Below are 26466 nucleotides of genomic sequence, written 5' to 3' on the forward strand. Positions count from 1 at the left end.
GCGATGACCCCGGAAATGGTGATGGACCTGGCCTACAAGGGCATGCGCATGAGCATGACCATGGCCGCGCCGCTGCTGCTGGTGACCCTCTGCGTAGGCCTGCTGGTGAGCCTGTTCCAGGCCGCGACGCAGATCAACGAATCCACCCTCTCGTTCATCCCCAAGGTGGTCGCGGTGTGCCTGGTGCTGATCCTTGCCGGGCCCATGCTCATGGAGATGCTGGTGGACTACACCCGCGCGCTGTTCACCAGCCTGCCCTCGCTGATTGGCTGAGCAGCGTTGATCGAGGTCGGCTGGGAGCAGTTGCAGCTCTGGGTGAGCGCGTTCTTCTGGCCGTTCTGCCGGTTGCTGGCGTTCCTCATGAGCGACCCGATCTTCGGGCACAAGTCCATCTCCAGCCAGGTGAAGATCGGCCTGGCGCTGACCCTTGCCGTCCTGCTCGCGCCCAACCTGCCGCCGATGCCGCAGATCGCCCTGTTTTCCTGGGCGGGCCTTGGCGTGATCGTCGAGCAGTTGCTGGTCGGCCTGGCCCTGGGCATGGTCATGCGCATCACCCTGGCGGTGGTGGAGATGGCCGGGGAAATCTGCGGCATGCAGATGGGCCTGGCCTTCGCCTCGTTCTTTTCTGCCGAGAGCAATACCAATAGCCAGGTGCTGTCGCGCTTTCTCGGGCTGGTGACGATCCTGATGTTCCTCGCCCTGGACGGGCACCTGATGGTGCTGGAACTGCTGGCCTCGACCTTCGTGCGCCTGCCCATCGGCCAGTTCGGCCTCGACGCGCAGGCATGGAATGCCCTGGCGCGGCACGGCGGGGTGATCTTTTCCAGCGGCCTGCTGCTGGCGCTGCCGATGGTGGGCGCGCTGCTGATCATCAACCTGGCGATGGGCATCCTCAACCGCGTGGCACCGCAACTCACGGTGTTCTCGGTGGGATTCCCGGCAACGTTGTTCGTGGGGATGTTGTTGCTGACGGTGCTGATGGGGGATCTGGGGCAGTTCCTGGCGGGGGTGTTGCATCGGGCCCTGGAGTTCATGGAGGTGTTGATACTGCATATGGGCCGGCCATGAATCGCCAGGTAGTCATTGTCCATCCAATTGAGACAGTCATACCGTTTTCAGCCGATTTATCCTTTTTCGAGAACTCCTTAATCTGGCCTCACTTAGCGACAACAACCCAGACAAACTTCTCGAACAAAAGGATCTTCGCCATGACCAACGCCACCTACAACCGCCTGAACAAAGACGACGCCGTAGTCCTCCTGGTCGACCACCAGACCGGCCTGATTTCCCTGGTGCAGGACTTCTCGCCGAACGAGTTCAAGAACAACGTGCTGGCGCTGGCCGACCTGGCGAAATTCTTCGACCTGCCGACCATCCTCACCACCAGCTTCGAGCAAGGCCCGAACGGCCCGCTGGTGCCAGAGCTGAAAGAGATGTTCCCGGATGCCCCGTACATCCCGCGCCCCGGCCAGATCAACGCCTGGGACAACGAAGACTTCGTCAAGGCGATCAAGGCCACCGGCCGCAAGCAACTGATCATCGCCGGCGTGGTGACCGACGTCTGCGTGGCCTTCCCGACCCTGTCGGCACTGGCCGAAGGCTTCGATGTGTTCGTGGTGACCGACGCTTCCGGCACCTTCAACACCACCGTGCAGCAGGCCGCGTGGAACCGCATGACCCAGGCCGGCGCGCAGATGATGAACTGGTTCTCGGTGGCCTGTGAGCTGCACCGCGACTGGCGCAACGATATCGAAGGACTGGGCAACCTGCTGTCGCAACGGATCCCCAACTATCGCAACCTGATGAACAGCTACTCGGCGTTCACTGCCAAGTAAATGAAGAAAGGGCCTGCTCATCCGAGCAGGCCCTTTTTTGTTGTTTCTGATGGCCTCATCGCTGGCAAGCCAGCTCCCACAGGTACCGCATGCACCGGTCCTTGTGGGAGCTGGCTTGCCAGCGATGAGGACGGCAATCACAACGCTGTTGTCTCTAGATGTACTCGAACAACGACAGCTGCTGGACACTGGCGAAGGTCTGCTGCGAAGCCTGCATCGCCACCTGCAACGTCACATAGCGGGAAATCGATTCGGTGTAGTCGGCATCCACCAACCCCGACAGGCGCTCGGTATAGCTCAGTGCCAGATCATCGCCGATGGTGTCCAGCACCTCCACCTGGCTCAGGCGCGCGCCCACCGAGGTGATCACCGTCAGTACGTTGTCCTGGGCATTGCTCAACTGCCGGCTGGCAGTGGACAGCGTATTGCTCAGCGCCGCCTGGTCCGAGGCATCTTCCACCGGCGTCTGCAACGCCGAGATCAGCGTGCGCAAGGTGGCGAACACATCGGGATCGGCGTCCGCCGCCTGGCTCACCGTCAGGGTGTCGCCATCCGCCGGGGTGCCGCTGAGGGTCAGGCTCAGGCCATTGATCTCCAGGGTCTCGCCATCCGTGTAGGCCAGCGGATCCTGCCCGTCGATGCTGTATTGCAGCGTGCCATCGGCCGCGGTGCTGAAGGTCAGGGTGAAGCCGCTGCCGTAGTCGGCAGCGCTGGTATCGGCGATATCCGGCCCGTCGAACGTCAGTGTCCCGCCGTTGTCCCCCGCCTGCGCAATGAACCCCGCCGTGCTGTTCACCGAGAGGAAGATGCTCGCGCCGTTGTCGCCGCTGGCCATGGTCTGGGTGGCACTGACCTGCTGGGTCGGCACATTGTCGTCGCCCTGGTAGACCAGCTCGCCAGCATCGTTCACGGCGAAGGCCGGGCTTTGCGTCTGGTAGCCGGCGAACAGGTAGTTGCCGTTGCTGTCGGTGCTGTTGGCCAGGGTCACCAGGGTGTCGTAGACGCCCTGCAGCGAGGTGGCGATGGATTCGCGGTCGGCATCGCTCAAGGTGCCGTTGCCCGCCTGCACCACCAGGGTCATGGCACTGGTGATCGCATCGTTGACGCTGTCCAGCGTGCTTTCTTCCTGGGACAAGGCCGTGGTGATGCTCGCCCGCGAGTCGGCGTACTGCTGGTTCGTCGCGATCGACTGGCGCACCGTCACCGCCTGCGACGCCGCCAGGGAATCGTCGGACGGCTTGCTTACCCGGGTGCCGCTGGAGACTTCCAGCGCCGCGGCCTGGTACTCGCTCTGCTGGGTCAGCATGGAGTTGAGGTTCTGGTTGTAGATGGTCGCACTGCTCAGGCGCATGACGGACTCTCCCGGGATCAGTTGATATCGAGCAGGGTGTCGAGGATGGTCACGCCGACTTCGACGATCTTGGCGCAGGCCTGGTAGTACTGCTGGTAGACGATCAGGTTGGCCGCTTCCTCGTCGAGGTTCACCCCCGATTCCGATTGCTGCAGGGTGGTCAGTTGCTCGGTCAGCGCCGAGCGGGTCTCCAGCTGCGCGGCGACCCGCGTCGCGGTGCTGCCCACCGTGCTCACCAGGGCGGCATAGGATTCGCTCAAGGTGCTGCCACCGCCGACGATATCGCTGCTCTGCAAGGCCAGCATGGCCAGCGCGTTGCTGTTGTCGCCGCTGCCGCTGGAGGTACCGGCAGCGATCTGGTCGCCGTCGCTGACCAGGCTGGTGAAGCTGCTGGCGGCATTGCGCGTCGGCTGCACCAGGAAGCTGTCGCCATCCTGCGCCGTGCCGCTGAGGGTCAGCTGCATGCCGGCGAAGCTGAGGGTGCCGTTGTCGTAGCTGGCCTCGACGCTGGCGCCGGTGTCGTTGCAGGTGACGCTGAAGCCGCCGCTGGACGAGTAGCTGACGGTGTAGTCGCTGCTGCCGAGGGCGCTGACATCGTCGCTGAAGGTGGCCGAGAACGTGGCATCGCCGGTATTTCCGGTATTGCCGTAGACCACCGGGTCGGCCACCGAGAAGAAGTCCGTGCCGGCATCGCCATTGAGATCGATGCCCTGCGCCTGGAGGCTGTTGAAGGACTGGGTCAACGATACCGCGATCAGCCCCAACTGGTTCTGCACCTGGGTCAGGGTGGTATTGCGGAACTCCAGCAGGCCGCCGAGGGAGCCGCCGTCGAAGGTGCTGTCACTCAGGGCAACGCTGTTGCCGGCGGCATCCACGTAGCTGATCGACACCTGGCTGGCATCGCTGGCGGACGCGCTGGTGTCCAGCTCAAAGCTGTCGTTGCCGGACACCAGGGCCATGCCGTTGCCGAGGGCGACGGTGTAGCTGCCGTTGCCCTGCACCGTGACATCCACGTCCACCAGCTCGCTGAGCTGGCTGACCAGGCGATCGCGCTGGTCGAGCAGGTCGTTGGAGGTGCCGCCCAGCGCCGAGGACAGGCTGATCTGCTTGTTCAGCGTGGCAATCTGCGAACTCAGGTCGTTGATCTGGCTGACCTGGTCAGCGATCTGGTTGTTCACGTCGTCGCCCATGGCCGAGAGGTAGCTGCCCAGCTGGTTGAACTGGCTGGCCAGGGTCTGCGCCGCGCCCACCACCTCTTCCCGCGCCGCCGTATCGCTGGCGTCGGAGGTGAGGGTCTGGATCGCCGAGAAGAAGCTCTGCATCAGGGTATCGAGGCTGGCATCGCTGTCCGCCAGCAGGCTGTCGATCTGGTCGACCTGGGTCTGCTGGGTGGACAGCGCGCTTTCCGCGCTGATGGAGGCATTGAGCTGGGTGGTGACGAACTGGTTGTACTGGCGGGCGACGCTGGAGATGGTCACGCCGCTGCCCGAAGCAGACTCGCTGAAAGTCGCCACCTGGCGGCTGTAGCCGTCGGTGTAGGCGTTGGTGGTGTTGTTGCTGCTGGTGGTCAGGGCGATCTGTGCCGCGCTGAGGCCACTGACGCCAATGGAAACGATGCTCATCGGTTAGCTCCTGGGCTGCATGTTGCGCAACATCGGCCTGGCGAAAGGGCGTCTTGACCCGTTGCTGAAAAAATAAAGGCTGAATACCGGGCATGGATATCTACACATCTCGGTCAAGGACAACGCGGACCCTGTGGGAGCTGGCTTGCCAGCGATGACGTCGGTGAAGTCACTACCGCTATCGCTGCGGTTCGGCGCTCCGACAAGCCAGCTCCCACAGAGTCCGCGTAGCTCTCTCAACCTCTGTAGGAACAGCCAAATCAATAGTCCTTCACAACCCCGGCGTAGGCAGCGGGCCGATGGTGGCCATCACCGCGATCAGCTTGTCGGCGTAGCGCGGGTCGGTGGCATACCCGCCCTGCTGCAGGGCCTGCGCCGCCTGGGCGCTGTCCGTCGCCGTGCGGGCGCCGGCATAACCGGGACGACTGCGAATCAGCCGGGCATAGTCGTCGAAGGCGGCTTCCAGGCTGGGGTACACGCGGAAACTCTCTTCCTGCTTCTGCGCCTCGTCGCCGACATACTCGGTGGTCATGACACGCGTGCTCTCGCCCTCCCAACGACCACCCGCCTTGATGCCGAACAGGTTGTGGCTGTCCGCGCCGCTGGCAGTGGTGATGCGCCGCCGGCCCCAGTCGGTTTCCAGGGCGGCCTGGGCCAGGATCAGCTCGGCGGGCACGCCACTGCTGCGTTCGGCACGCTGCGCGGGGCCGGCCAGGCGATTGACGAAATCCTCGACATGGGCCGCACGGTCGCTGTCGTCGGTACTGACCGCATGGCGCTTCCACGATTCGAAGGCCGGGCTCTGCCGCGACAGGCTGGCGAACGGCGACTCGGCCGCCGGCGCCGCCTGCGTCCTTCCCGCCAGCCCCTTGGTCAAGTGCTCGGCCAGCCCCATGCCGCGCGTCGCCAGGGCCTGCGCCCACTGCTGGTCGAGCAGTTCGGTGTAGAGCTCGGTCTGCGAGTCGCTGGACATCTCCGACTTGGGAATCGCCGCGCGCATGCTCTTGAGCATGCTCTGCAGGAACAGCGCCTCGAACTGCCGCGCCGCCTCCTTCAACCCCGCCTCGCCGTCACGCCCGGCCTGGCTGCGCAGGCGCTGCAGGCCCTGCACATCGAGGGCGAAACCCGCCGCGCCGTCGGCCACGCTCATCAGATGATCTCCAGTTCGGCGCGCAGCGAACCCGCCGCCTTGAGCGCCTGCAGAATCACCATCAGGTCCTGGGGCGTGGCGCCAAGGGCGTTGAGGCCCTTGACCACGTCCATCAGGTCGGCGCCGCCTTCCACCACGTGCAGGGCGCGGGCCTGGGTCTCGATGGTGATGCTGCTGTTGGAGGTGACGGCCGTCTGCCCGCCGCTCAGGGCGCCCGGCTGGCTGACGGTATTGGTGGTGTCGATGGTCACCGACAGGTCGCCGTGGGCGACGGCGGCGCGGAACAGCTTCACCGAGCCATTGAGCACCACCGAGCCGGTGCGCGAATCGAGGATGACCTTGGGCCGCGCGTGCATCGGCAGCACTTCCAGGCTGTCGATGCGGGCCATGAAGTTGACCCGCTCGTTGGCCGACAGCGGTCCCTGGATCTGCACCAGCCCACCGTCCACCGCCGAGGCCACGGTGTTGCGCATTTCCGTGTTGATCGCGAACACCACCCGCTGCGCCGTGGCCGGATCCGGCTCGCGCAACTGCAGCTCCAGCAGGCCACGGTCGGCCCCCAGCGCCAGCGGCACCGTATGCTCCACCACCGCGCCACGGGGTATGCGCCCGCCGGCCAGCTGGTTGATCTGCACGCTGCTGCCATTGGCCGCCGCCCCCGCGCCACCCACCAGCAGGTTGCCCTGGGCCATGGCGTAGACATCGCCATCGGCGCCCTTCAGCGGCGTCATCAACAGGGTGCCGCCGCGCAGGCTGCGGGCGTTGCCGATGGACGAGACGACGATATCGATGTGCTGCCCCGGCCGGGTCAGGGGCGGCAGATCGGCGGTGACGATCACCGCGGCGATATTGCGCATCTGCATGTTGGCGTTGGCCGGCAGCGTCACGCCCAACTGCGAGAGCATGTTGGTCAGGCCCTGTTCGGTGAACGGGCTCTGGGTGGTCTGGTCGCCGGTACCGTCGAGCCCGACCACCAGGCCGTAGCCCACCAGGTCGTTGCTGCGGATCCCGGCGAAGTCGGCGATATCGCGGATCTGCTCGGCCTGGGCCAGCGGGCCCGACAGCAGCGCGCAGGCGCCGAGCAGGACGCGGAAGAACGGGAACAGGGCCATGATTCACTCGCTAGAAAGGCGACAGGTTGAGCAGCACGCGATGCAGCCAGCCCATCCGTTGCGCTTCGTTGATGTAGCCCTCGCCGACGTACTCGATGCGGGCCAGGGAGACCTGGGTCGAGAGCACGGTGTTCTCGCCGGTGATGGTGCGCGGGTTGACCACCCCGGAGAACCGGATGAACTCGGTGCCCTGGTTGATTGCGATCTGCTTGTCGCCGCGTACCCGCAGGTTGCCGTTGGGCAGCACTTCCATGACCGTCACCGAGATGGTGCCGGTGAACGAGTTGTTGGCCCGCGAGCCACCGCTGCCGGCGAACTCGTTGTCGGTGGAGGCATTGAGTCCGTAGTTGCCCACCTGGGAATCACGGCTGGACTTGGTGGCGAACGCCAGCCCGATACTCCCGCTGCGGTCGGCATTGGAGGACGAGGTCTTGCTGGCGCTGACCTGCTCGTTGAGCTCGACGGTCAGGGTATCGCCGACCATGCGCGGGCGACGGTCCTCGAACAGAGGCTGCGGGCCGCGCCGGCCCTGGTAGATCGAGCCATTGGCCAGGCGCGGCGGCGGCGACGGCACATACATCGACTCGTCGGCCACCACCGGCTCCCGCGCCAGTTGCCCGCAACCCGACAGCAGCGCGGCCACGAGCAGCAGTGACAGCGGATGCCAGGTCATAGCTGGGCCAGGCGCTGGAGCATCTCGTCCGAGGTCTCCACCGACTTGCTGTTGATTTCGTAGGCGCGCTGGGTCTGGATCATGCCGACCATTTCCTCCACCACGTTGACGTTGGAGGTTTCGACATAGCCCTGGCTCAGGGTGCCGCCGCCGTTCAGGCCCGGGGTGGTCTCTGTGGGCGCGCCGGAGGCGTCGGTCTCCAGGTAGAGGTTCTGGCCGATGCTCTGCAGGCCGGCGTTGTTGATGAACAGCGCCAGGTTGAGCTGGCCCACCTGGGTCGAGGTGGAGCTGCCCGGCTGGGTCACCGAGACGATGCCGTCGGAACTGATGGTGACCGAGGTGGCGTTGGCCGGGATGGTGATGCCGGCGGTGAGCTTGTAGCCGTTGGAACTGACCATCTCGCCGTTGGCGTCGAGCTGGAAGCTGCCGTCGCGGGTGTAGGCGGTGGAACCGTCGGGCATGTCCACTTCGAAGAAGCCGAGGCCGTTGATCGCCAGGTCCTTGGAGCTGCTGGTCTGCTCCAGGTTGCCCTGGGTGTGCAGGCGCTCGGTGGCCACCTGGCGCACCCCGGTGCCGACCTGCAAGCCGGACGGCAAGTGGGTGTCGGTGCTGCTCTGCGCGCCCGGCTGGCGCACGTTCTGGTAGACGAGGTCCTCGAACACCGCCCGCGAGCGCTTGAAGCCGTTGGTGCTGACGTTGGCCAGGTTGTTGGCGATCACGTCGAGCTGGTCCTGCTGGGCTTCGAGGCCGGTCTTGGCCGTCCACAGCGATCTGATCATCGAGAGGTTCCTGTTGGTTCGGCGCCGGCTCAGCCCTGAAGGGACAGCAGGGCGTTGGCGCTCTTGGCGTTTTCGTCGGCGGTGCTGATGGCCTTCATCTGCATCTCGTAGCGGCGGGCGTTGTCGATCATCGCCACCATGGCGCTGGTGGGGCTGACGTTGCTGCCCTCCAGCGCGCCGGGAGCGAGGCGCAGGCTGTCGTCGGCGGCCAGGCTGCCGCGATTGCCGTTGGCATCGGCGGGCTGGCGGAACAGGCCGTCGCTGCCGGCTTCCAGCTCGCCCGGCAGGGCCGCGACCAGCTTGAGCTTGCCCACCGGACTCAAGCCGCGCGGCTCCATGCCCAGCTCACGGACGCTGATAGTGCCGTCGCTGCCGATGCTCACTTCGCTGCCCAGCGGCACGCTGAGTGGCCCGCCATCGCCGATCACCGGCAGGCCGGCCACGGTCACCGCGCCCTCGCTGTCCACCTGCAGGTCGCCGCGCCGGGTATAGGCTTCCTGGCCGTCGCTGCCCTGCACCGCGAGCATCGTGTCGCTGCCCAGGGCCACGTCGAGGTTGCGCCCGGTGTGGGTGATCGGCCCTTCGCTCCAGTCCACGCCGGCGCCCTGCGCACTGACCGAGACCCGCGTCGGCAAGCCCTCGCCGGCCACAGGCGCGGCCTCCATGCGCACCAGTTGCGCACGGAAGCCCGGGGTGACCACGTTGGCCAGGTTGTTGGCCACCACCGCCTGCTGTTCCAGTGCCTGGTCGGCCCCGCTCATGGCGGTGAAGAGCATCCGGTCCATGGCATCAGTTACCGATGTTCACGGCTTGCTGCAGCACTTCGCTCTGCGCCGTCACCGACTTGGCGTTCGCCTGGAAATTGCGCTGGGCGACGATCAGGGCGACCAGCTCGGCGGTCAGGTCGACGTTGGAATCCTCGGTGGTGCCGGCGAGGATCGAACCCAGCGAACCGCTGCCCGCCACGCCCAGCAAGGCCTGCCCGGACGAGCTGGTGGCCAGCCAGGTGTTGTTGCCATTGGACTTCAGGCCGTTCTCGTTGGCGAAGGTCGCCAACTGGATCTGCGCGATGTCCTGGGTCTGGTCGTTGGAATAGGTCGCGACCACGGTGCCGGTGTCGTCGATGCTGAAGCTCACCAGGCTGCCCGAGGTGTAGCCGTTCTGGTCGATGTCGGTGATCGAGAAGTCGTTGCCGAACTGGGTGGAGCCGGTCAGGTCCAGCTCGATGGACATCTGCGCGGCGCCATTGGCCGGATCGTAGGTGTAGGTGCCGCTGGCGCCGCTGGTGATCAGGCCGCTGGAGTTGAAGGCCACGGTCTGGGTTTCGCTGAGCACATTGCCGTCGATGGCGGTGTGCACGTCCCAGGTGTTCTCGGCGGACTTGGTGAAGTACAGCGTCGAGGTGTGGCTGTTGCCCAGCGAGTCGTAGATCGTGGCGGTAGTCGAGTACGAGTAGGTCGAGGCGTCGGTGGCGTCGAAGGTCGCGGTGATGATGTCTTCGCTGGAATCCAGGTTCAGCGAGGCGTCCAGCTCGGTGCTGGCGCTGGCCGCCATGCCGCTGGTGGGAATCTGGATCACGCCGTTGGTGCCCAGCAGCTGGTCGCCCGAGGCGTTCACCAGGTAGCCCTCGGTAGTCAGGGTCAGCTGGCCGTTGCGCGAATAGACGGTCTGGGTGCCGTCGGTGAAGGTGAAGAAGCTCTCGCCGTTGATCGCCAGGTCGAGGCTGTTGTCGGTGGTGGTCAGGCTGCCGGCGCCGAAGTTCTGCACCACCCCCGATACCGTGGTGCCCAGGCCCACGTCGGCATCGGCGTAGACGTCGGCGAACTGCACGGTCGAGCTCTTGAAGCCGACGGTCTGCGAGTTGGAGATGTTGTTGCTGACCACGTTCAGGTCGGTGGATGCGGCGGTCAGGCCGCTCAGCGCTTGGGAAAAGCCCATGGGTGTTCTCCAGATGAACGAGTGGGGGTCACAGCACCAGCTTGATGTCGCCGAGGCCGACGTTGTCGTTGACCCCGCCGAGGTCGAGGGCGACCTGGTTGCTGCTGTCGGTGGTCACGCCGGTGACCAGGGCGTACTTCAATGCCGTGGCGGTCACCGCACTGCCGTCGCTGCTGGCGCTGACGCTGAACGTGTAGCTGCCATCGGCGGCGGTGCTGCCGTCGTCGAGGGTGGCGTTCCAGGTGAGCGACTGGGTGCCGGCGCTCATGTCGCCGACGTCGAGGGTGGCGACCACGGTGCCGCTGCTGTTCTTGATGGTCACGCTGACGTCGTCGGCGTCACTGGCCAGGGTCACGCCGAAGGTAGTGGCGCTGCCGTCCGCGACCTGGATGCCGTTGCCCTCGATCAGCACGCCATTGCCCACCAGCGCCGAGGCCTGCAGGGTTTCCGCGGCGCTGATCTGGCTGGAGATGCCTTCGAGGGTGGTGGTCACGTTCTCGATGCTGCTGATGGTGCTGATCTGCGCCAGCTGGGTGACCATCTCGCTGTTGTCCAGCGGGTCGGTCGGGTCCTGGTTCTGCAACTGGGTGGTCAGCAGGGTGAGGAACTCGTCCTGCAGTTCCGCTGCGCTGGAGCTTGCGCTGGTGTCGCTGCTGCTGTTCATGGTCGCGAGGACCGAACTGGCGATGGTGCTGGTCATGTCTTATGCCTCGCCCAGGGTCAGGGTCTTGATCATCAGTTCCTTGCTGGTGGCCATGACCTCGACGTTGGCCTGGTACGAGCGCGACGCCGAGATCATGTTGACCATCTCGCCCACCGGCTCGACGTTGGGCATGGTCACGTAGCCCGCGTCGTCGGCCAGGGGATCGCCGGGGCGGTATTCCTGGCGCAGCGGCGAGTCGTCGCTGACCACCTTGCTGACCCGCACGCCGCCGATGTCACTGCCGCCCTGGTACTGGCTTTCGAACACCACCTGGCGCGCGCGGTAGGCCTCGCTGTCGGGGCCGCTGGTGGTGTCGGCGTTGGCCAGGTTGCTGGCGGTCACGTTCATCCGCTCGGACTGGGCGCTGAGCGCCGAGCCGGCGATATCGAAGATGCTGAACATGGACATGCGGTAATCCCCGGGATTATTCGGCCTGCATCGCGGTCTTCAGCGATTGCAGGCGGTTGGTCAGGAAGGTCAGGCTGGCCTGGTAGCGGACGCTGTTGTCGGCGAACTGGGCGCGCTCGCGGTCCATGTCCACGGTGTTGCCGTCGAGGCTGGGCTGGTCGGGCACGCGGTACAGCAGCTCGCGGCTGGCGCCGGCAGCGGATGAGGCGCGCAGGTGACGATCGGAGGTGGTGGCCAGGCTCATGCCACGCAGGCTCTTGTCTTCGCTCAGCGAGCTCGCCAGCTCGGCAGCGAAATCGAAATCCCGCGCGCGGAACTGCGGCGTATCGGCGTTGGCGATGTTGTTGGCCAGCACCTGCTGGCGTTCGGCGCGCAGGCTCATGGCGTCCTGCTGGAAGCGCAGCTCGTTGTCGAGTTTGTCGATCATGTCCGCGGGCCCGTGGGTCTATGACGGCCAGCAGGTTAGTGGTCGCAGGCAAAGGGCAAAGGCCGGAACAGACGACGATTTTCCGAGCAATTCGAGCTTTGCCCGTTCGCCCGGCTGCCTAGAATGCTCCGCCTGAATCCCTGCCAGAGGCGCTGCGCGGTGCCAGGATCAATTCCCCGTCAGGCCCTGTGCCTGCTGCTCTGCGTGCTGCCAATGCTGGCCGCCGCCGACGACTTGCAGGCACGGGTCCGGCAGTTGCTGGAGAAGGGCCTGCCCGCCGGCAGCCACCTGACCACGCTGGACATCGGCCAGCCGGCGGCGCGAATCCGCGACTGTGGCGATCCTCGACCCTGGCTCGTGCATCCAGGTCGGCTGCCGGTGGGGCGAGTGGCGGTGGGCGTGAGCTGCGGCGCAGAAGAAGGCGTGCTGGGTTACCTGCAAGTGCGGGTCGGTGCACAGGGCAACTATGTGGTCAGTTCCCGCCGCATCGACGCGGGCGAAGTGATCGCCGCCGACATGCTGGTGCGCCAGCGCGGCGCCCTGGAGGACCTGCCCAGGGACAGCGCGCCGGGCGTCGAGCCATTGCTCGGGCGCCAGGCTGCGCGGGCCATCGCCCGCGGCGCGGTGGTCACGCTCAAGGGCGTGCGCGAACGCTGGCTGGTGGAGCGCAATGGCCGGGTCTCGCTGCGCTCGCAAGGCAACGGTTTCAGCCTCAGTCGCGAGGGCAAGGCGCTGGACAACGGCAACCTGGGCAGCAGCGTGCGCTTCGTCGGCAACGACGGGCGGATGTTCGAGGCCCAGGTGGTCGGCAAGAACGAATTGCTGCTGCGTCACTGATTTTTTTCGTCGAAACCCCCTCACCGGCCAAAGGTGGCCCTCGCCGGTGCCGATAGTGGGGTTCATCACAGCCAACGAAGCCTGCCATCGTGAACATCACCAATACGCCGATCACCCCGCCCCTTCCCCCCGCCGACAGCGAGCTGCCCGGCACCGGCGCCACCCGCGCGCTGCCCGAGGACCTGGACCTGAGCCAGGACGACGCGGTGCAGTTGTCCCAGGTCAGCAGCCTCGGCGACACCGACGCCTCGGCGGCGGTCGACCTGGAAAAGGTCGCCGCGCTGCGCCAGGCCATTGCCGGCGGCAGCTTCCAGGTCGATGCCGAGGCCATCTATGACGGCCTGGTGGCCGATGCCCGGGAAATGTTGAGCAGCGCGCCGACCTGAACGCTGGCGCGCCCGGTTCGTGTTGAGAATGGAGTGTTCATGAGTCTGGACAGGCATTTGGATCTGCAGCACCAGGTGGTCGAGCAGTTGTTGCAGCTGCTGGAGCAGGAGCGCCTGGCCCTGGCCCAGGCGCGGGTCGACGCCGAGCGCCTGCGCGAGCTGGTGGCGGGCAAGCAGGCGGCGCTGCTGCGCCTGGAACAGCTGGAGGCGATGCGCATCGGCGCGCAACTGAAGCTGGGTTACGGGCCGGGGCGCGAGGGTGCGTTGCGCGCGGCGCGGGCAGCGGATTGCCTGGCGACCTGGCAGCGCTTGCGGCGCTCGGCATTGCGCGCGCGGGCGTTGAACCGGATCAATGGCGAGGCGGTGAGCCAGCGCCTGAAGGGGAACCAGCAGATCCTCGACTTTCTCGATCGCGTCACGGCGGATCGCTTGTACGGGCCGAACGGGAGGCCGTTGCCAAGTCTGTGATGGCGGCTGCTCCCGACCTATTCCCCGCCCCGCCGGAACCCGTTCGGCGACTGCCCCGTCAGCCGCCGGAAAAACCGCGAGAAATAGGCCGGGTCAGCGAACCCCAGCTGGTCCGACACCTGCGCAACGGTCATGTTCGTGTAGACCAGGTTGCGCCGCGCCTCCAGCAACAGCCGCTGGTGGATGATCTGCAACGCGGTCTGCCCCGCCAGCTGGCGGCACAGGTTGTTCAGGTGCACCGCCGACATGCCCAGGCGATGGGCGAAGGTCTCCACCGTCAGGTGCTCGCGGTAATGCTGCTCCACCAGCTTGATGAAGCCTCCCAGGTACTGCCGGTTGCGCTCGTCCCGACCACTCGGCGCCCGGTTCTGCTGGCGGCAGCGACTGATCCACACCATCAGCACGTTGACCAGCGAGCCGAGCACCAGGTCGCGTGACAGGGCACTGCCTTCGTACTCCCGGAGCAAGGCCGCGAACAGGGTATCGATGTACCCGCGATCCTCCCCCAGCGGATAGCAGCCCGCCGACGCCAGCGGCGCGCCAAGCCGGGCCTCAAGCTGCGCCACCAGTGGCGCGCCGAGGCTCAGCACATAGCCTTCGATGTCCTCGGAAAACTGGAAGCCGTGCACGCACAGTGGCGGCGTGACCTGGATCGAAGGCTCGACGATCTCGCCCCGGCGCCCCTCCACGTCCACCACCGCCTGGCCACGCTGCACGTAGAGCAACTGGTACAGGTCGGCATGCCGGTGCGGCTTGATCTCCCAGTGGTGCAGGCTGCTGCGCTGGGGAATCGATTCGCAGTGCAGCAGGTCCGGGGTCGGCCAGGCCTGGCTTTCGCCATACAGCTTGAAGACGGGAACAGCGGGATCCTTCATGGGCGGACACCACGGACGGGACAGGAAGGGGCGATAATCGGACACATTTTGCAAAAGTGCAATTTACCCACAGTAAATCACCTTCTATTCGACTGGCGGCAGGCAAAAAATACAGGAGCGCGCAGACCTCAAACGTCCAGAACGAGACAAGAACAATGAAAACTCAGGTTGCCATCATCGGCGCAGGTCCGTCCGGCCTGCTGCTCGGCCAGTTGCTGCACAAGGCCGGCATCGACAACATCATCATCGAACGCCAGGCCCCGGACTACGTGCTCGGCCGCATCCGTGCCGGCGTGCTGGAACAGGGCACCGTCGACCTGCTCCGGGAAGCCGGGGTCAGCGCGCGGATGGACGCCGAAGGGCTGGTCCATGACGGCGTGGAACTGGTGTTCGACGGCAAGCGCGTGCCCATCCACCTGAGCGAACTCACCGGCGGCAAGCGCGTGATGGTCTACGGCCAGACCGAAGTCACCCGCGACCTGATGGAAGCCCGCAGCGCGCCGATCATCTACTCGGCGAGCGATGTCCAGCTCCATGAGCTCAAGGGCGAGCGCCCCTGGGTGACCTTCGAGAAGGATGGCCAGCGCCAGCGCATCGACTGCGACTACATCGCCGGCTGCGACGGCTTCCACGGCGTGTCGCGCAAGACCATCCCCGAAGGCGTGCTGACCGAGTACGAGCGGGTCTACCCGTTCGGCTGGCTGGGCTTGCTGTCCGACACCCCGCCGGTCAACGAAGAGCTGATCTACGCCCAGCACGAGCGCGGCTTCTCCCTGTGCAGCCAGCGCTCGTTGACACGCAGCCGCTACTACCTGCAGGTGCCGCTGAGCGACAAGGTCGAGGACTGGAGCGACGAGCGCTTCTGGGACGAACTCAAGGCCCGCCTGCCGGAAGACGTCGCCGCGCGCCTGGTCACCGGCCCGTCGCTGGAAAAGAGCATCGCGCCGCTGCGCAGCTTCGTGGTCGAGCCGATGCAGTACGGCAAGCTGTTCCTGGTCGGCGACGCCGCCCATATCGTCCCGCCCACCGGGGCCAAGGGCCTCAACCTGGCGGCGTCGGACGTCTGCTACCTGTACCGCATCCTGGTCAAGGTCTACCGCGAGGGCCGCACCGACCTGCTGGAGAAATACTCCGAACTGGCCCTGCGCCGGGTGTGGAAAGGCGAACGCTTCAGCTGGTTCATGACCAACCTGCTGCATGATTTCGACGGCGAGAAGGACGCCTGGGACCGCAAGATGCAGGAGGCCGACCGCGATTACTTCCTAAGCTCCACCGCAGGGCTGGTGAATATTGCCGAGAACTATGTGGGCTTGCCGTACGAAGAGGTGTGCTGAGGCCGGAGCGACGAAAAAAGGGGCCGGCTCTGCAGCGGCCCCTTTAATGAGTGCTCCCCCCAGGCAACTTCGTCGGCACACCGAGCAATTCCGGGGGGACGGCCCGCTAACGCCTGTTCTAGAAGCACTGCGGCCCCTCATTCGCAACTACGGCTTTTTGACGTCAATTCGAGCGAATTGGTCTGTCACGAATTGACGCAGAAATCATTTTGCCATTAGTGTTGCTCGGTTTTTCGGTATTGAAATCAAGATACCGGATGGATTCGGATTAGAGACTAGGTAGGTCTTCAAGGATGCGTGGAGTATTGCTGCGTAGCGGGAGAAGTGAAGACTTCACCGCATTGGGTGAGACTGGCCAACCCGTTTATCGTGCTGCGCTGCAGATTCGCGAGGCGATTCGGCGCAAGTATCCGCAATACCCGGAACTGGTCGAGCACCTGGCCATTCCGCAAAGCGACGAACGAGGCAGCACCCTCGACTGGTACAGCGAACGCCCAGGCGACGTGATTCCGTGGACCAGCGCCACCGAGGAAGAACGCACCCCTGCCCGTGCCCAACTGGAACTCCTCCAGGCGCGCATCAACGACCTTAGCAACAACCTGCTCGGCCTCGACGCCAGCGGCCAACCCCTGGCCGGCGCCCGCAATGCTGCCCAGGGCGACAGCACGGTGTTCGGCAAGCTGCTGACCTGCGTGGTGCCCTTCCCCGATGAAAATTATGTGTACCTGGTCGATGGCCGTCCGGTCCTGACCTTCTGGGGCTTTGTCCATGCCGGCGCCGAGCGCAGCCGCGAGCCCCTGCATTGTCTGTATCCGAAGGTGACCAAGGCTGCGGAACCGCCTCTGGCCCCTCCAGCACCAACACCCGTACCACCACCGGCCCCTGCACCGGCACCCGTTGCGGTCACGCCATCAGCACCGTGGTGGCGCCGCTGGTGGTGGCTACCGCTGTTGCTCCTGCTGCTTCTGTTGCTGCTGTTCGGCCTGCGCAGTTGCGCCCCGGGGCTCATTCCCGGCCTCGGCAACATCGACCTGAACAAACCCGACGGTCCGGTGCTGATGCCGGACCACACCGGCAACGGCTGGGGCAGGCCAGGCAGCGGCAACGGCTCCACTGGTCCGGGCACTGGCTCGGGTAGCGCCCCGGATGGCTCGGGCAGCGCTGGCTTGCCACAGGATGGCCAGATTCCGGGCAACGACTCCGGTCCGTCGGCCCCTGCGCCGTCGCCCGACGAGAAAACCCCGCAGGACACCACCGCTCCCGAGACGCCGGCCCCCGAACCGGCACCGGCTCCTGAACCTGCACCCGAGCCGCAGCCAGAGCCCACTCCGCCAACGCCCGCACCGCCGAAGCTGCCGGAAGAGCAGAAAGCACCGGCCAATGCACAGAACCTGCTGAGCATCCCGCCGGACGTCGCCAACGGCACCGCCGATTTCCTCAACGGCGACTATGCCGGTGCAGGCATCCAGGAAGTGGGCACCGGCAAGCCGCTGCGCCTGAAGTACGACTTCAAGGACGGCAAGGGCCAGGCCGTGGTCAGCCGTTCCGACGGGGTGAAGTGCCAGGCGCCGGTAGCGGCCGCGATGAACCAGGGCCAGTTGTCGATCAACAGCGCGGGCCAGGCGGCCTGTGCCGACGGCAGCAGCTACGACCTCCCGCAGGTGAACTGCAAACCAGGCGCATCAGGCGTCGCTGACTGCTCCGGCAACTACGGTGCCGAAGCCTTCCCGATGCTGATGAAACAAGCCGGTCAATAACACGAGAAACGCAGACGATGTTGCCCGAAATCACCCAGTTCGAAGAAACGGTCACGCTGGTCAGCGATACCGGCATTCAATTCATGGATTTCGCCCTGCGTCTCGGCCCGGATGGCGAGCAGGCCGGCAAGTTCGTGCAGTTGAACAACGGCATGGTGCCGACGCGGCTGCTGTGGTCCCGCGAGTACAAGGACTTCTACGAGCCGGAGCCGGACAAGGTGGTCCAGGTGGAGTTCGACACCACCGACGACAACCATTTCCGCGTGCCGATGGAAGACAGCCTGAAGCTGTTCGACGGCATCTGGCTGCCGCTGCCGTTCCTGCGTTTCATGCCGCCCAATCGCTTCGACGAGGGCCCGAACAACTGGTCGCGGATGCGCCTGGTCAAGCTGCCGCAGCCGGATGTGGACGGCAATACCCACCGCCTGACCCTGGCCTTCGACAGCCGCATCATGCCGACCGTCGCCGGCTCCGCCTACCTGGCGCCGAACGAGGACGACGTACGCTCCGGCGTGGCCTTCAAGCTGGCCACCAGCGCCCGTGAATACGGCTGGTTCCTGACCCATGTGTGGATTCGCGAGTGGATCGCCGAACTGTACGTCGAGGCTCGCGCCGAGTGGACCCGCGAACGTCGCGACCGCGACCTGCAGGGCAACCGCCACATCGCCCACTACCTCAACGTGCTGAGCCTGCTGCGCCGCCCGGTCCCGGCCGAGCAGAGCACCGAGAAACCCAAGGTCGAGATCCCCGAGCTCAAGGTCATCGCCAACGAAACCCAGGGCGTGGTCAAGCCGATCCCGGTGGACCTGGTACTGGACGTCGGCAACTCGCGCACCTGCGGCATTCTCATCGAGGACCACGGCCAGTCCGGCTCGGGCCTGAAGAACAACTACGTGCTGCAACTGCGCGACCTGAGCGATCCGGAAAAGGTCTACGACACCGCCTTCGAAAGCCGCGTGGAATTCACCCAGGCCTATTTCGGCAAGGATCACTGCTCGGTCAAGAGCGGCCGCCACAACGCTTTCCAGTGGCCGACCATCGCCCGCGTCGGCGCCGAGGCCGGACGCCTGGCCGGCCGCCGCCGCGGCACCGAAGGCTCGACCGGGCTGTCCAGCCCGAAACGCTACCTGTGGGACGAGAAGCCCTACGGCCACGGCTGGCGCTTCAACACCGCCTACGTCAAGTCCGACAAGGAGCCGCTGGCCACTGCCGCGCCGTTCTCGCACCTGATCAACGAGCTCGGCCAGGCCCTGTACCTGCCGCCGAAGAACGACATGCCGGTGTTCACCCCGCGCTACTCGCGCAGTAGCCTGATGACCTTCATGCTCGCCGAGGTGGTCACCCAGGCCCTGACCCAGATCAACAGCCCGGCCCAGCGCTCGCGCCAGGGCCACGCCCGGGTGCCGCGCCAGCTCAACAGCATCACCCTGACCGTGCCGCCGGGCATGCCGCAGGCCGAGCGCAGCATCCTCAGCAACCGCCTGTACGAAGCCGTCGGGCTGGTGTGGAAGAGCCTCGGGTGGCACGCCGGCGAGAGCAACCCGTTCAAGGACAAGAGTGTGCTGCCGCGCACGCCGCTGCCGAGCATCCGCGTGGACTGGGACGAAGCCAGCTGCGGCCAGCTGGTGTACCTGTACAACGAGATCAACGAGAACTTCGACGGACACCCGGAAGAGTTCTTCGCCGCCCTGGCCCGCCCGGATCGCCAGGAACGTGACCAGATCACTCTCGCCACCATCGATATCGGCGGCGGCACCACCGACCTTGTGATCACCGACTACCGCTTCGACCGCGGCAGCAACGGCGGCACCGGCGGCCATGGGCACATCATCCCCAGCCAGCGTTTTCGCGATGGCTTCAAGGTGGCCGGCGACGACATCGTCCTCGACGTGATCCAGGAGTTCATCCTGCCGTCGTTCCGCAACGCCCTGGGCGACGCCGGCGTGAGCGCGCCGGATGCCCTGATGTCGCGCCTGTGCGGCAACGGCGATGCCACCGCGCCGGAGCGGATCCTGCGCCAGCAACTCAACCTGCAGGTCTTCGTACCGCTGGGCCTGGCCCTGCTCAAGGCCTACGAGCAGTACGACCCGGCGCAGCCCCAGCAGCCCGTGACCCAGACCTGGCGCGAGGTGCTCGGCGACACCGCGGTCAACGACGGCGTGCTGGACTTCGTCCACGCGGCGGTACGTCGCGAAGTCGGCCAGGACGGCACCCTCGACCTGCTGCAGACCGCCATCACCTTTGACCTGGCCAAGGTCCACAACGCCTTCATCGGCGGCCAGATCAACATCACCCGGGCCCTGACCGAGCTGTGCGAGGTGGTCGCCCACTATCCCTGCGACATGCTCCTGCTCACCGGCCGGCCGTCGCGCCTGCCGGGCATCCAGGCCTTCATCCGCAAGTGCATCCCGCTGCCGCCCGGACGCATCCTGCCGCTGCAGAACTACCGTACCGGCGGCTGGTATCCGTTCCACCGCAACGGCCTGATCGACGATCCGAAGAGCACCGCTTCGGTGGGCGCGATGATCTGCCTGCTGTGCTCCAAGCACAGCGTGCCGAACTTCTATTTCCGCACCGTCGAGCTCAAGCCCTACTCGATCATCAAGCACTTCGGCCCGATCGACAAAGCGGGCACCATCGCGCACAGCAACGTGGTCTACCACGACCTCAAGTCGTCCAAGGGCCGCATCGAACTGCCCATCGTCGGCGAAGGCGAGCAGCGCGGCACGCCGTGGCTGGAAATGCGTGGCGACATGCACCTGGGCTACCGCCAGCTGTCCGCCGAGCGCTGGTCGGCCTCGCCGCTGTACACCCTGCGCTTCACCCCGCGCGGCAGCGCCAGCTTCTCCACCGCCCAGGGCAAGAACGGCGAAACCCCGGTGCTGCGCATTCGCCTGGAAGTCGAAGAGCCGTCGGACCTGCTGCTGGAGCAAGGCCTGATCAGCGACAAACTGGTGATCTGCGACCTGCAAACGAACATCCAGGACGCCGATTTCGATTACGACCGGGATCTGGAGCTCTCACTCAACACCATGCCAACCGGAAGCCTGAGTGACAGCGACTATTGGCTCGACAGCGGGAACGTCAAAGGAAAATGAGCGACCTTACGCCGAAGCAACAGCAGTTGATGAATGCCTGGGGCGCCATTTACAAGGGCGCCGGCGAGGCACTGGAGTGGATCGAGCAAGTGCGCGGCAATGCCGCCAGCGTCGAGGCCGAGGCCGATGACCTGAGCCTGCGGCTGCGCAAGGCGCGCAACCAGGCCAGGAGCCTCCAGCACGCGGCGTCGACCCCCATGGGCGTCGGTTTCTTCGGCCTGTCCCAGGCCGGCAAGTCGTACCTGATTTCATCGCTTGCAGCCAACAGCGAGGGGGTTCTGGAGAGCGACTTCGGTGGCCGCACCCTGGACTTCCTCAAGCACGTCAACCCCACTGGCGGCGGCGCGGAGGCGACCGGTGTGGTCACTCGCTTCAGCCGCCGTGCGCAGCCGGCGCCGGATGCCAACTACCCGATCGAGCTGAAGATGCTCCGGGAAATCGAGCTGGCCAAGATCCTCGGCAACACCTGGTTCGAAGACTTCAACCACGACAAGACCGGTTACCAGATCACCCCGCAGCGCATCGAAGCGCTGCTGCGTGAATTCGAAGGTCAGGAAGCCGAACTGCCGCAGCCCGGGGTCGACGGCGATGATGTCGTCAGCCTGTGGGAATATCTGTCGAGCAACTACACCAAGCCACTCGCCCTGCTCGAAGACCTCTACTGGCCGCGGGTCATCAAGCTCGCACCGCGCCTGAACCTGCGCCAGCGCGCCAGGCTGCTGGCGCCGCTGTGGGGCGAGCAGGCGTTGCTGACTGAACTCTACGAGGTGCTGGCCGGCGCCCTGCAGAAGCTTGGGCATCCCGATAAGGTCTATGCCCCGCTGACCGCGTTCTTCCAGGACACGGACGAGGCGCGCTACAACATCATGGCGGTGACGATCCTCAATCGGCTCGGCACCCGTCGGGATATCCCGATCAATGTCCTGCCGTCCAAAGAGGGCAAGGTCCAGTCCGGTATCGGCATCACGGTTGCCCAGTTGGCTGCACTGACCGTGGAAATGACCTTCCGCCTGGTCAACCCGCCGAATGACGAGGTGGTGAACGAAGTCGACCTGCTGGATTTCCCCGGCTATCGCTCGCGGGACAGCTTCAGCGACATTCGCCAGGCGGCAAGCGAGCAAAGCCCGGATGAAGTCAGCCCGGTCTGGAACCTGTTCCTGCGTGGCAAGGTGGCGTACCTGTTCGAGCGCTACAGCGACGCCCAGGAAATGAATGCGCTGGTCATCTGCACCAGCAGCAAGGGCCAGAGCGAGGTGGTCAGTGTCGGCCCGGTACTGAGCAAATGGATCGAGAAAACCCAGGGCTATACGCCGAAGGAGCGCGCAGCGCGGCCGCCAGGATTGATCTGGGCGATCACCATGATGGACATCTGGCTCAGCGATACACTGGAAAAGCAGAACCGCCCGCAACGCATCGAGTCGTGCGAAAACCTGCTGAAAATGACCATCGTGGAACGTTTTGGCAATCAGGAGTGGATGAAGGACTGGTCCGGCCAGCCATTCAACAACACCTTCCTGGTGCGCAAGCCGCGCCATGCCAATTCGTTCATCGTGACCGATGACAATCGCGACGAAGTCAGCATTTCCGAACGCTATGGCGAGCATCTTGACCTGCTCGCGGCCGAGTTCAAGGTGTACCCGCACGTCGTGCGCCATGTGAAAGAGCCCGAGGAATCCTTCGCCGCAGTGATGAAGCTGAATGACGGCGGCATCAGCCGCTTCGCCTCCAGCTTCACGCCGTTCGCCGACATCGGCTTCAAGCTTTCGCGCATCGAGGAACAGTTGCACAAGTGCCGCACAGGCGTGCTCGAGAACGGCCTCTACGCCTGGCGCGAAGAGGACTTCGAGGCGCTGCTGGCGCGCAAGATGCAGAAGATCAAGTTCCTGCTCAGGCCGCTAGGGGCCGACCCCGACGTCATCAGCGAAGTGCTTCTCGCCCTGCAATTGCCCACCGAGCAGTTGCGCGAGCTGTACCTGAGCGGTGTGTACAACGTCGACGATGACGAAGAAGAGGCCGGCGAAGCCGAGCCGGCGTTCACCGCGCCCGCCAACAAGGCACCGGCGATCGACTTCGATTTCGACGACTTCCACGACGACGCGCCAGCGCCGGCTTCAGCACCAGCCGCCAAGCCGCTGGCCAGGCGCCTGAACGCCGAGCAGCGCTTTGCCCGTGCGGCGCTGAAGGCGTGGATCAAACACATGCGCGAAATCGGCAACCAGCCCCAGCGCCTGGTCAGCCTGCGCATGACCCGCGAGCTGATGGACGGCCTGGTCGAAGAACTGGTCAGCGCCGCACGGCGCCCGGCCCTGCTCGAACAACTGGACGCGGCAGTGACCCGGCGCATCATCGGCGGTGCTCGCCGCGACCAGCTGGTGCAGCGCCAGGTGCTGGAGGTGCAACTGGTGATGCGCGATTTCCTGTCGTGGTTCGGCCTGCTGGGCAAACCGCTCGAACAGCGGCCAGCGCGCATGCAGGGCACCAGGGGCCCGGTGTTCGACTTCTACGGCAAGGTTGCCGTGGGCGATCTGCCGGACTTGCCGGAGGAGCCTTCGCATCAGGAGCAGCGCTTCCATATGGACTGGCTGTCCAGCCTGGCATGGCTGATCAAGGAGAACGCCAAGAGCGGCTCCGATCCGGAAATCACCACCGAGCAGCGGCGCCAGCTGGCCGTCCTGCTCAACACTTTTGAAGCGAGTCGAGCGTAATGGGTATCAGAGTCGATGTGCTGCCGCTGGACGTGAACACGCCAGGCCATGGCGTGCTGCGGATCACCGGCTGGGAGGGTTCCAGCGAGGGCCTGCAATGTTCCCTGCAAAGCAGCCAGACCCAGAAGTTCCTGCACGAGGGCGGACAGTGGAACGATGTCGCCCACTGGTTCCCCCTGGACGGCATGAGTGCTGCCGAGGGCGGCGCGATCGAGACCCGTATCGGTCCGAACCTGATCAACCCGCTGCTGCAGGCCAGCGGCACGGCGAACTTCCGTATCGAGGTCAGCCAGCCGGCTACCGGCCAGTCCGAAGTGCACATGGTCCGCCTCAATCCGACGCTGATCGCCTCGGCTGAGCTCAACTCGCCGATCCCGACACCTCCCGAACCAACGCCACCGCCCGCACCGACGCCACCGCCGCTACCGCCCAAGGTCGAGACTCCACCAGCGCCCGAACCCAAGGGCGAGCCTGCACCGCCGCCTGCCCCCGAGACCCCGGTCGAGCCAACAATCGTGCCCGAGCCGGTGGTACTGCCCCCGCCAGGTAAACCGGGCAACCGCTGGCTGCTGCCGCTACTGCTCCTGGTGTTGCTGGCCGTGATCGCCGCCGGCGCCTGGTGGTGGTTCAACAAGCAGGACCCGGCCCCCGTAGTGGACGAGCCGGTACCGGCACCCACCCCGGCGCCAATCCCGGAAACCACGGCGGCGCTCCCTTGCACCCTGGAAAGCATGCAGAGCCAGCCGGAGCTGGCCTTCGTCCAGGCCTGCATCCAGAACAAGCCGGACAGCACCACGCTGCTCGAAGTGATCAAGCAGGCCAAGGCCAACAACCACTGCGGCGTGGCCCAGCGGCTGTACGCCAACCGTGCGCAGGCCGGCGACATCGAGATCGCCAGCGCCTATGCCCACGAGTACGACCCCAAGTACCACCAGGCCAGCGAGTGCTTCAAGGCACCGGACAACGCCACTGCCGCGTACTGGTACGAGACCATCCTCGGCTTCGATGAAAACAACGCCGAGGCCAAAGCACGCTTCGAGGAGCTCAAGCCATGAACCTGCGCGGCCTTGGCGCCGCCCTGCTGGCCCTGAGCCTGAGCCCGGCCCTGCAGGCGGCGGACAAACCGCTGCTGCAGGACGGCAAGAAGACCCTGTTCCAGCGCGTCCTGACCACCCCGAGCTGCAAACTCAGCAGCGCTGCCGGGGGCGCAGCCGGGACCGCGCAACCGGCCTTCAGCCGCTTCTATGTCTACGAGCGCGCCGCGGTGGACGGCCATGACTGGCTGCGCGTCGGCCCCGACACCCAGGGCAAGAGCATCGGCTGGCTGCCGGGCGACTGCACCGTCGAGTGGAAGATGCAACTGACCCTGGCCTTCACCAACCCGGCCAACCGCGACCGCCTGCTGTTCTTCAAGGAGCGCAAGCAGCTCGAAGGCGTCCTCGATGCCCCGGATCCGGTCAGCCAGGTGGCACCGATCCGTGCCCAGCTGAAAAACGGCAAGGAGGTGCCAGGGGTACTGGCCCAGGAGCCAGAATACTTCGTCGACCTGCAGAAGAACTTCTACCTGCTGCCCGTCCTGAGCGGCGAAGAAGTGATGACCGAGGAAGGCTTCCGCACCCGTATCCTCAACGTCGCCTCGGTGAGCAAGGCCGATGCCGCCAGCGCCGCCAAGGCCAACCCGGCGGACCCGGCCGGCGCCAAGACGCAGATGAAGGCGTTCAGCGCCGCCGTGGTGTTCGTCATCGACTCGACCATCTCCATGGACCCGTACATCGAGCGCACCCGCGAGGCGATCAAGCGGGTGTATGAGCAGGTCGAGAAGGAAAACCTCGGCAACCAGGTCAAGTTCGGCCTGGTCGCCTTCCGCTCCAACACCAAGGCGGTGCCGGGGCTGGAGTACGTCAGCAAGATGTACGCCGACCCCAACACGGTGAAGGACGGCGCCGACTTCCTGGCCAAGATGGCCGACCTCAAGCAAGCCAAGGTCTCCAGCAGCGCCTTCGACGAGGATGCCTATGCCGGTGTGATGCATGCCATCGACAAGGTCGACTGGAGCCAGTTCGGTGCACGCTACGTAGTGCTCATCACCGATGCCGGGGCCATCGACGGCGGCGACAAGCTGTCCAGCACCGGCCTGGGTGCCGAACAGGTGAAGATCGAGGCCAGCAATCCCGGCGTCGCCCTCTATACCCTGCACCTGAAGACCCCGAGCGGGGCGAAGAACCACAGCAGCGCCGAAGCCCAGTACCGCGTGCTGTCGAACTTCCCCGGCACCAACACCTCGCTGTACTACCCGGTCAACGCCGGTGACGTGAATGCCTTCGGCCAGAAGGTCGACAGCCTGGCCAGCGCGATCACCCAGCAGGTGCGTTCCGCCTACATGGGCGAAGATGCCATCGGCAGCGCGACCAACGCCAAGGCCGCTCCGGCCGAGAAGAAGATGCTCGAGGACGCCGCGCTGATCGGCCATGCCATGCAGCTGGCCTACCTCGGCAAGACCACCGGTACCCAGGCGCCACCGGTGTTCCAGGCATGGATCAGCGACCGTGACCTGATCAAGCAGAACGTACCGACCACCGACGTCCGCGTGCTGCTGACCAAGGCCCAGCTGAGCGATCTGAGCGATGTGCTCAAGCAGGTCCTGAACGCCGCGAACGAAGGCATGATCTCGCCCGCCGAGATGTTCACCCGCCTGCGTTCGGTGGCCGCGACCATGGGTACCGACCCGAACCAGCTGAAACAGGGCTCGACCACTCGCGTGGCTGACCTGGGCGTGCTCGGCGAGTACCTGGAAGACCTGCCGTACCACAGCGAAGTGCTCAACCTGGATGAGGAAACCTGGAAAGGCTGGGATGGCCTGGCCCAGGAGAAATTCATCCGCAACCTGAGCACCAAGCTGCGCCACTACCAGCGTTACAACGCCGATGTCGACCGCTGGGTGGCCCTGGCCCCGGGCGCCGACAGCCGCGACAACGTCTACCCCGTCCCCCTGGAAATGATGCCCTGAC

The 26466-nt window shown here is 65.6% G+C and carries 24 protein-coding genes; 12 read left to right on the forward strand and 12 right to left on the reverse strand.

Annotated elements, in window-relative coordinates; all coding sequences use genetic code 11:
• Positions 1–3 precede the first annotated feature (3 nt).
• The 3 genes from fliQ to ycaC all read left to right on the forward strand — a co-directional run bounded on the left by fliQ (position 4) and on the right by ycaC (position 1835).
• Positions 4–273 (forward strand): flagellar biosynthesis protein FliQ, encoded by a 270-nt coding sequence (gene fliQ / locus V0R59_RS05510; RefSeq protein WP_330072691.1) that lies wholly within the window; start codon positions 4–6, stop codon positions 271–273.
• A gap of 6 nt (positions 274–279) precedes the next feature.
• Positions 280–1068 carry a flagellar biosynthetic protein FliR gene (fliR, locus tag V0R59_RS05515; protein WP_330072692.1) on the forward strand — a complete coding sequence of 263 codons (789 nt, stop codon included), beginning with the start codon at positions 280–282 and terminating at the stop codon, positions 1066–1068.
• A 140-nt stretch (positions 1069–1208) separates the two neighbouring features.
• Positions 1209–1835, forward strand: coding sequence for an isochorismate family cysteine hydrolase YcaC (ycaC, locus tag V0R59_RS05520; protein WP_330072693.1), 627 nt, complete (start codon positions 1209–1211; stop codon positions 1833–1835).
• Between the two features lie 154 nt (positions 1836–1989).
• On the opposite strand, the gene flgL is transcribed toward ycaC, so the two are convergent.
• The 11 genes from flgL to flgB all read right to left on the reverse strand — a co-directional run bounded on the left by flgL (position 1990) and on the right by flgB (position 11998).
• The gene (flgL, locus tag V0R59_RS05525) at positions 1990–3186 is read right to left on the reverse strand and encodes a flagellar hook-associated protein FlgL (RefSeq protein ID WP_330072694.1); all 1197 of its coding nucleotides are present in this window, start codon (positions 3184–3186) and stop codon (positions 1990–1992) included.
• Positions 3187–3203: 17 nt separating this feature from the next.
• Positions 3204–4808, reverse strand: a complete 1605-nt coding sequence (flgK, locus tag V0R59_RS05530; protein WP_330072695.1) for a flagellar hook-associated protein FlgK — start codon at positions 4806–4808, stop codon at positions 3204–3206.
• Positions 4809–5079: 271 nt separating this feature from the next.
• Complete coding sequence (gene flgJ / locus V0R59_RS05535) at positions 5080–5958, reverse strand: flagellar assembly peptidoglycan hydrolase FlgJ (protein WP_330072696.1); 879 nt, start codon at positions 5956–5958, stop codon at positions 5080–5082.
• Positions 5958–7064 (reverse strand): flagellar basal body P-ring protein FlgI, encoded by a 1107-nt coding sequence (locus V0R59_RS05540; RefSeq protein ID WP_375547334.1) that lies wholly within the window; start codon positions 7062–7064, stop codon positions 5958–5960. Before V0R59_RS05540 ends, flgJ begins: the two co-directional genes overlap by 1 nt.
• A gap of 16 nt (positions 7065–7080) precedes the next feature.
• Positions 7081–7743: a flagellar basal body L-ring protein FlgH gene (locus V0R59_RS05545; RefSeq protein ID WP_330072698.1), complete on the reverse strand. Its 663-nt coding sequence runs from the start codon at positions 7741–7743 to the stop codon at positions 7081–7083.
• Entirely contained in the window at positions 7740–8522 is a 783-nt protein-coding gene (gene flgG, locus V0R59_RS05550) for a flagellar basal-body rod protein FlgG (protein WP_330072699.1), read from the reverse strand. The genes V0R59_RS05545 and flgG overlap by 4 nt, the downstream gene beginning before the upstream one ends.
• Positions 8523–8551: 29 nt before the next feature.
• A complete protein-coding gene (locus tag V0R59_RS05555; protein ID WP_330072700.1) occupies positions 8552–9307 on the reverse strand; it encodes a flagellar basal body rod protein FlgF in 756 nt (251 codons plus the stop codon).
• Between the two features lie 4 nt (positions 9308–9311).
• Complete coding sequence (gene flgE / locus V0R59_RS05560) at positions 9312–10460, reverse strand: flagellar hook protein FlgE (RefSeq protein ID WP_330072701.1); 1149 nt, start codon at positions 10458–10460, stop codon at positions 9312–9314.
• A gap of 28 nt (positions 10461–10488) precedes the next feature.
• A complete protein-coding gene (locus V0R59_RS05565) occupies positions 10489–11160 on the reverse strand; it encodes a flagellar hook assembly protein FlgD (RefSeq protein WP_330072702.1) in 672 nt (223 codons plus the stop codon).
• A 3-nt stretch (positions 11161–11163) separates the two neighbouring features.
• Positions 11164–11571 carry a flagellar basal body rod protein FlgC gene (gene flgC / locus V0R59_RS05570; protein ID WP_330072703.1) on the reverse strand — a complete coding sequence of 136 codons (408 nt, stop codon included), beginning with the start codon at positions 11569–11571 and terminating at the stop codon, positions 11164–11166.
• A gap of 16 nt (positions 11572–11587) precedes the next feature.
• Positions 11588–11998 carry a flagellar basal body rod protein FlgB gene (flgB, locus tag V0R59_RS05575; RefSeq protein ID WP_330072704.1) on the reverse strand — a complete coding sequence of 137 codons (411 nt, stop codon included), beginning with the start codon at positions 11996–11998 and terminating at the stop codon, positions 11588–11590.
• Positions 11999–12157: 159 nt separating this feature from the next.
• Between flgB and flgA the strand changes: the two genes are divergently transcribed.
• The 3 genes from flgA to flgN all read left to right on the forward strand — a co-directional run bounded on the left by flgA (position 12158) and on the right by flgN (position 13689).
• Positions 12158–12835, forward strand: a complete 678-nt coding sequence (flgA, locus tag V0R59_RS05580) for a flagellar basal body P-ring formation chaperone FlgA (protein WP_330072705.1) — start codon at positions 12158–12160, stop codon at positions 12833–12835.
• 89 nt (positions 12836–12924) lie between these two features.
• Positions 12925–13221, forward strand: a complete 297-nt coding sequence (gene flgM, locus V0R59_RS05585) for a flagellar biosynthesis anti-sigma factor FlgM (protein ID WP_330072706.1) — start codon at positions 12925–12927, stop codon at positions 13219–13221.
• Positions 13222–13260: 39 nt separating this feature from the next.
• Complete coding sequence (gene flgN, locus V0R59_RS05590) at positions 13261–13689, forward strand: flagellar export chaperone FlgN (RefSeq protein ID WP_330072707.1); 429 nt, start codon at positions 13261–13263, stop codon at positions 13687–13689.
• Positions 13690–13706: 17 nt separating this feature from the next.
• On the opposite strand, the gene V0R59_RS05595 is transcribed toward flgN, so the two are convergent.
• Positions 13707–14564: a helix-turn-helix domain-containing protein gene (locus V0R59_RS05595; RefSeq protein WP_330072708.1), complete on the reverse strand. Its 858-nt coding sequence runs from the start codon at positions 14562–14564 to the stop codon at positions 13707–13709.
• Positions 14565–14719: 155 nt separating this feature from the next.
• On the opposite strand from V0R59_RS05595, the gene pobA reads away from it, so the two are divergent.
• The 6 genes from pobA (at position 14720) to V0R59_RS05625 (ending at position 26465) form a co-directional block, all read left to right on the forward strand.
• Positions 14720–15898, forward strand: coding sequence for a 4-hydroxybenzoate 3-monooxygenase (gene pobA / locus V0R59_RS05600; protein WP_330072709.1), 1179 nt, complete (start codon positions 14720–14722; stop codon positions 15896–15898).
• 293 nt (positions 15899–16191) lie between these two features.
• Entirely contained in the window at positions 16192–17655 is a 1464-nt protein-coding gene (locus tag V0R59_RS05605; protein WP_330072710.1) for an SrfA family protein, read from the forward strand.
• 17 nt (positions 17656–17672) lie between these two features.
• Positions 17673–20753, forward strand: a complete 3081-nt coding sequence (locus V0R59_RS05610) for a virulence factor SrfB (RefSeq protein ID WP_330072711.1) — start codon at positions 17673–17675, stop codon at positions 20751–20753.
• Positions 20750–23458: a virulence factor SrfC family protein gene (locus V0R59_RS05615; protein WP_330072712.1), complete on the forward strand. Its 2709-nt coding sequence runs from the start codon at positions 20750–20752 to the stop codon at positions 23456–23458. The genes V0R59_RS05610 and V0R59_RS05615 overlap by 4 nt, the downstream gene beginning before the upstream one ends.
• The gene (locus V0R59_RS05620; RefSeq protein WP_330072713.1) at positions 23458–24513 is read left to right on the forward strand and encodes a hypothetical protein; all 1056 of its coding nucleotides are present in this window, start codon (positions 23458–23460) and stop codon (positions 24511–24513) included. Before V0R59_RS05615 ends, V0R59_RS05620 begins: the two co-directional genes overlap by 1 nt.
• Complete coding sequence (locus tag V0R59_RS05625; protein ID WP_330072714.1) at positions 24510–26465, forward strand: vWA domain-containing protein; 1956 nt, start codon at positions 24510–24512, stop codon at positions 26463–26465. Before V0R59_RS05620 ends, V0R59_RS05625 begins: the two co-directional genes overlap by 4 nt.
• Position 26466 lies beyond the last annotated feature (1 nt).

It is taken from the genome of Pseudomonas ulcerans (assembly GCF_036324125.1).
Taxonomy (GTDB): domain Bacteria; phylum Pseudomonadota; class Gammaproteobacteria; order Pseudomonadales; family Pseudomonadaceae; genus Aquipseudomonas; species Aquipseudomonas ulcerans.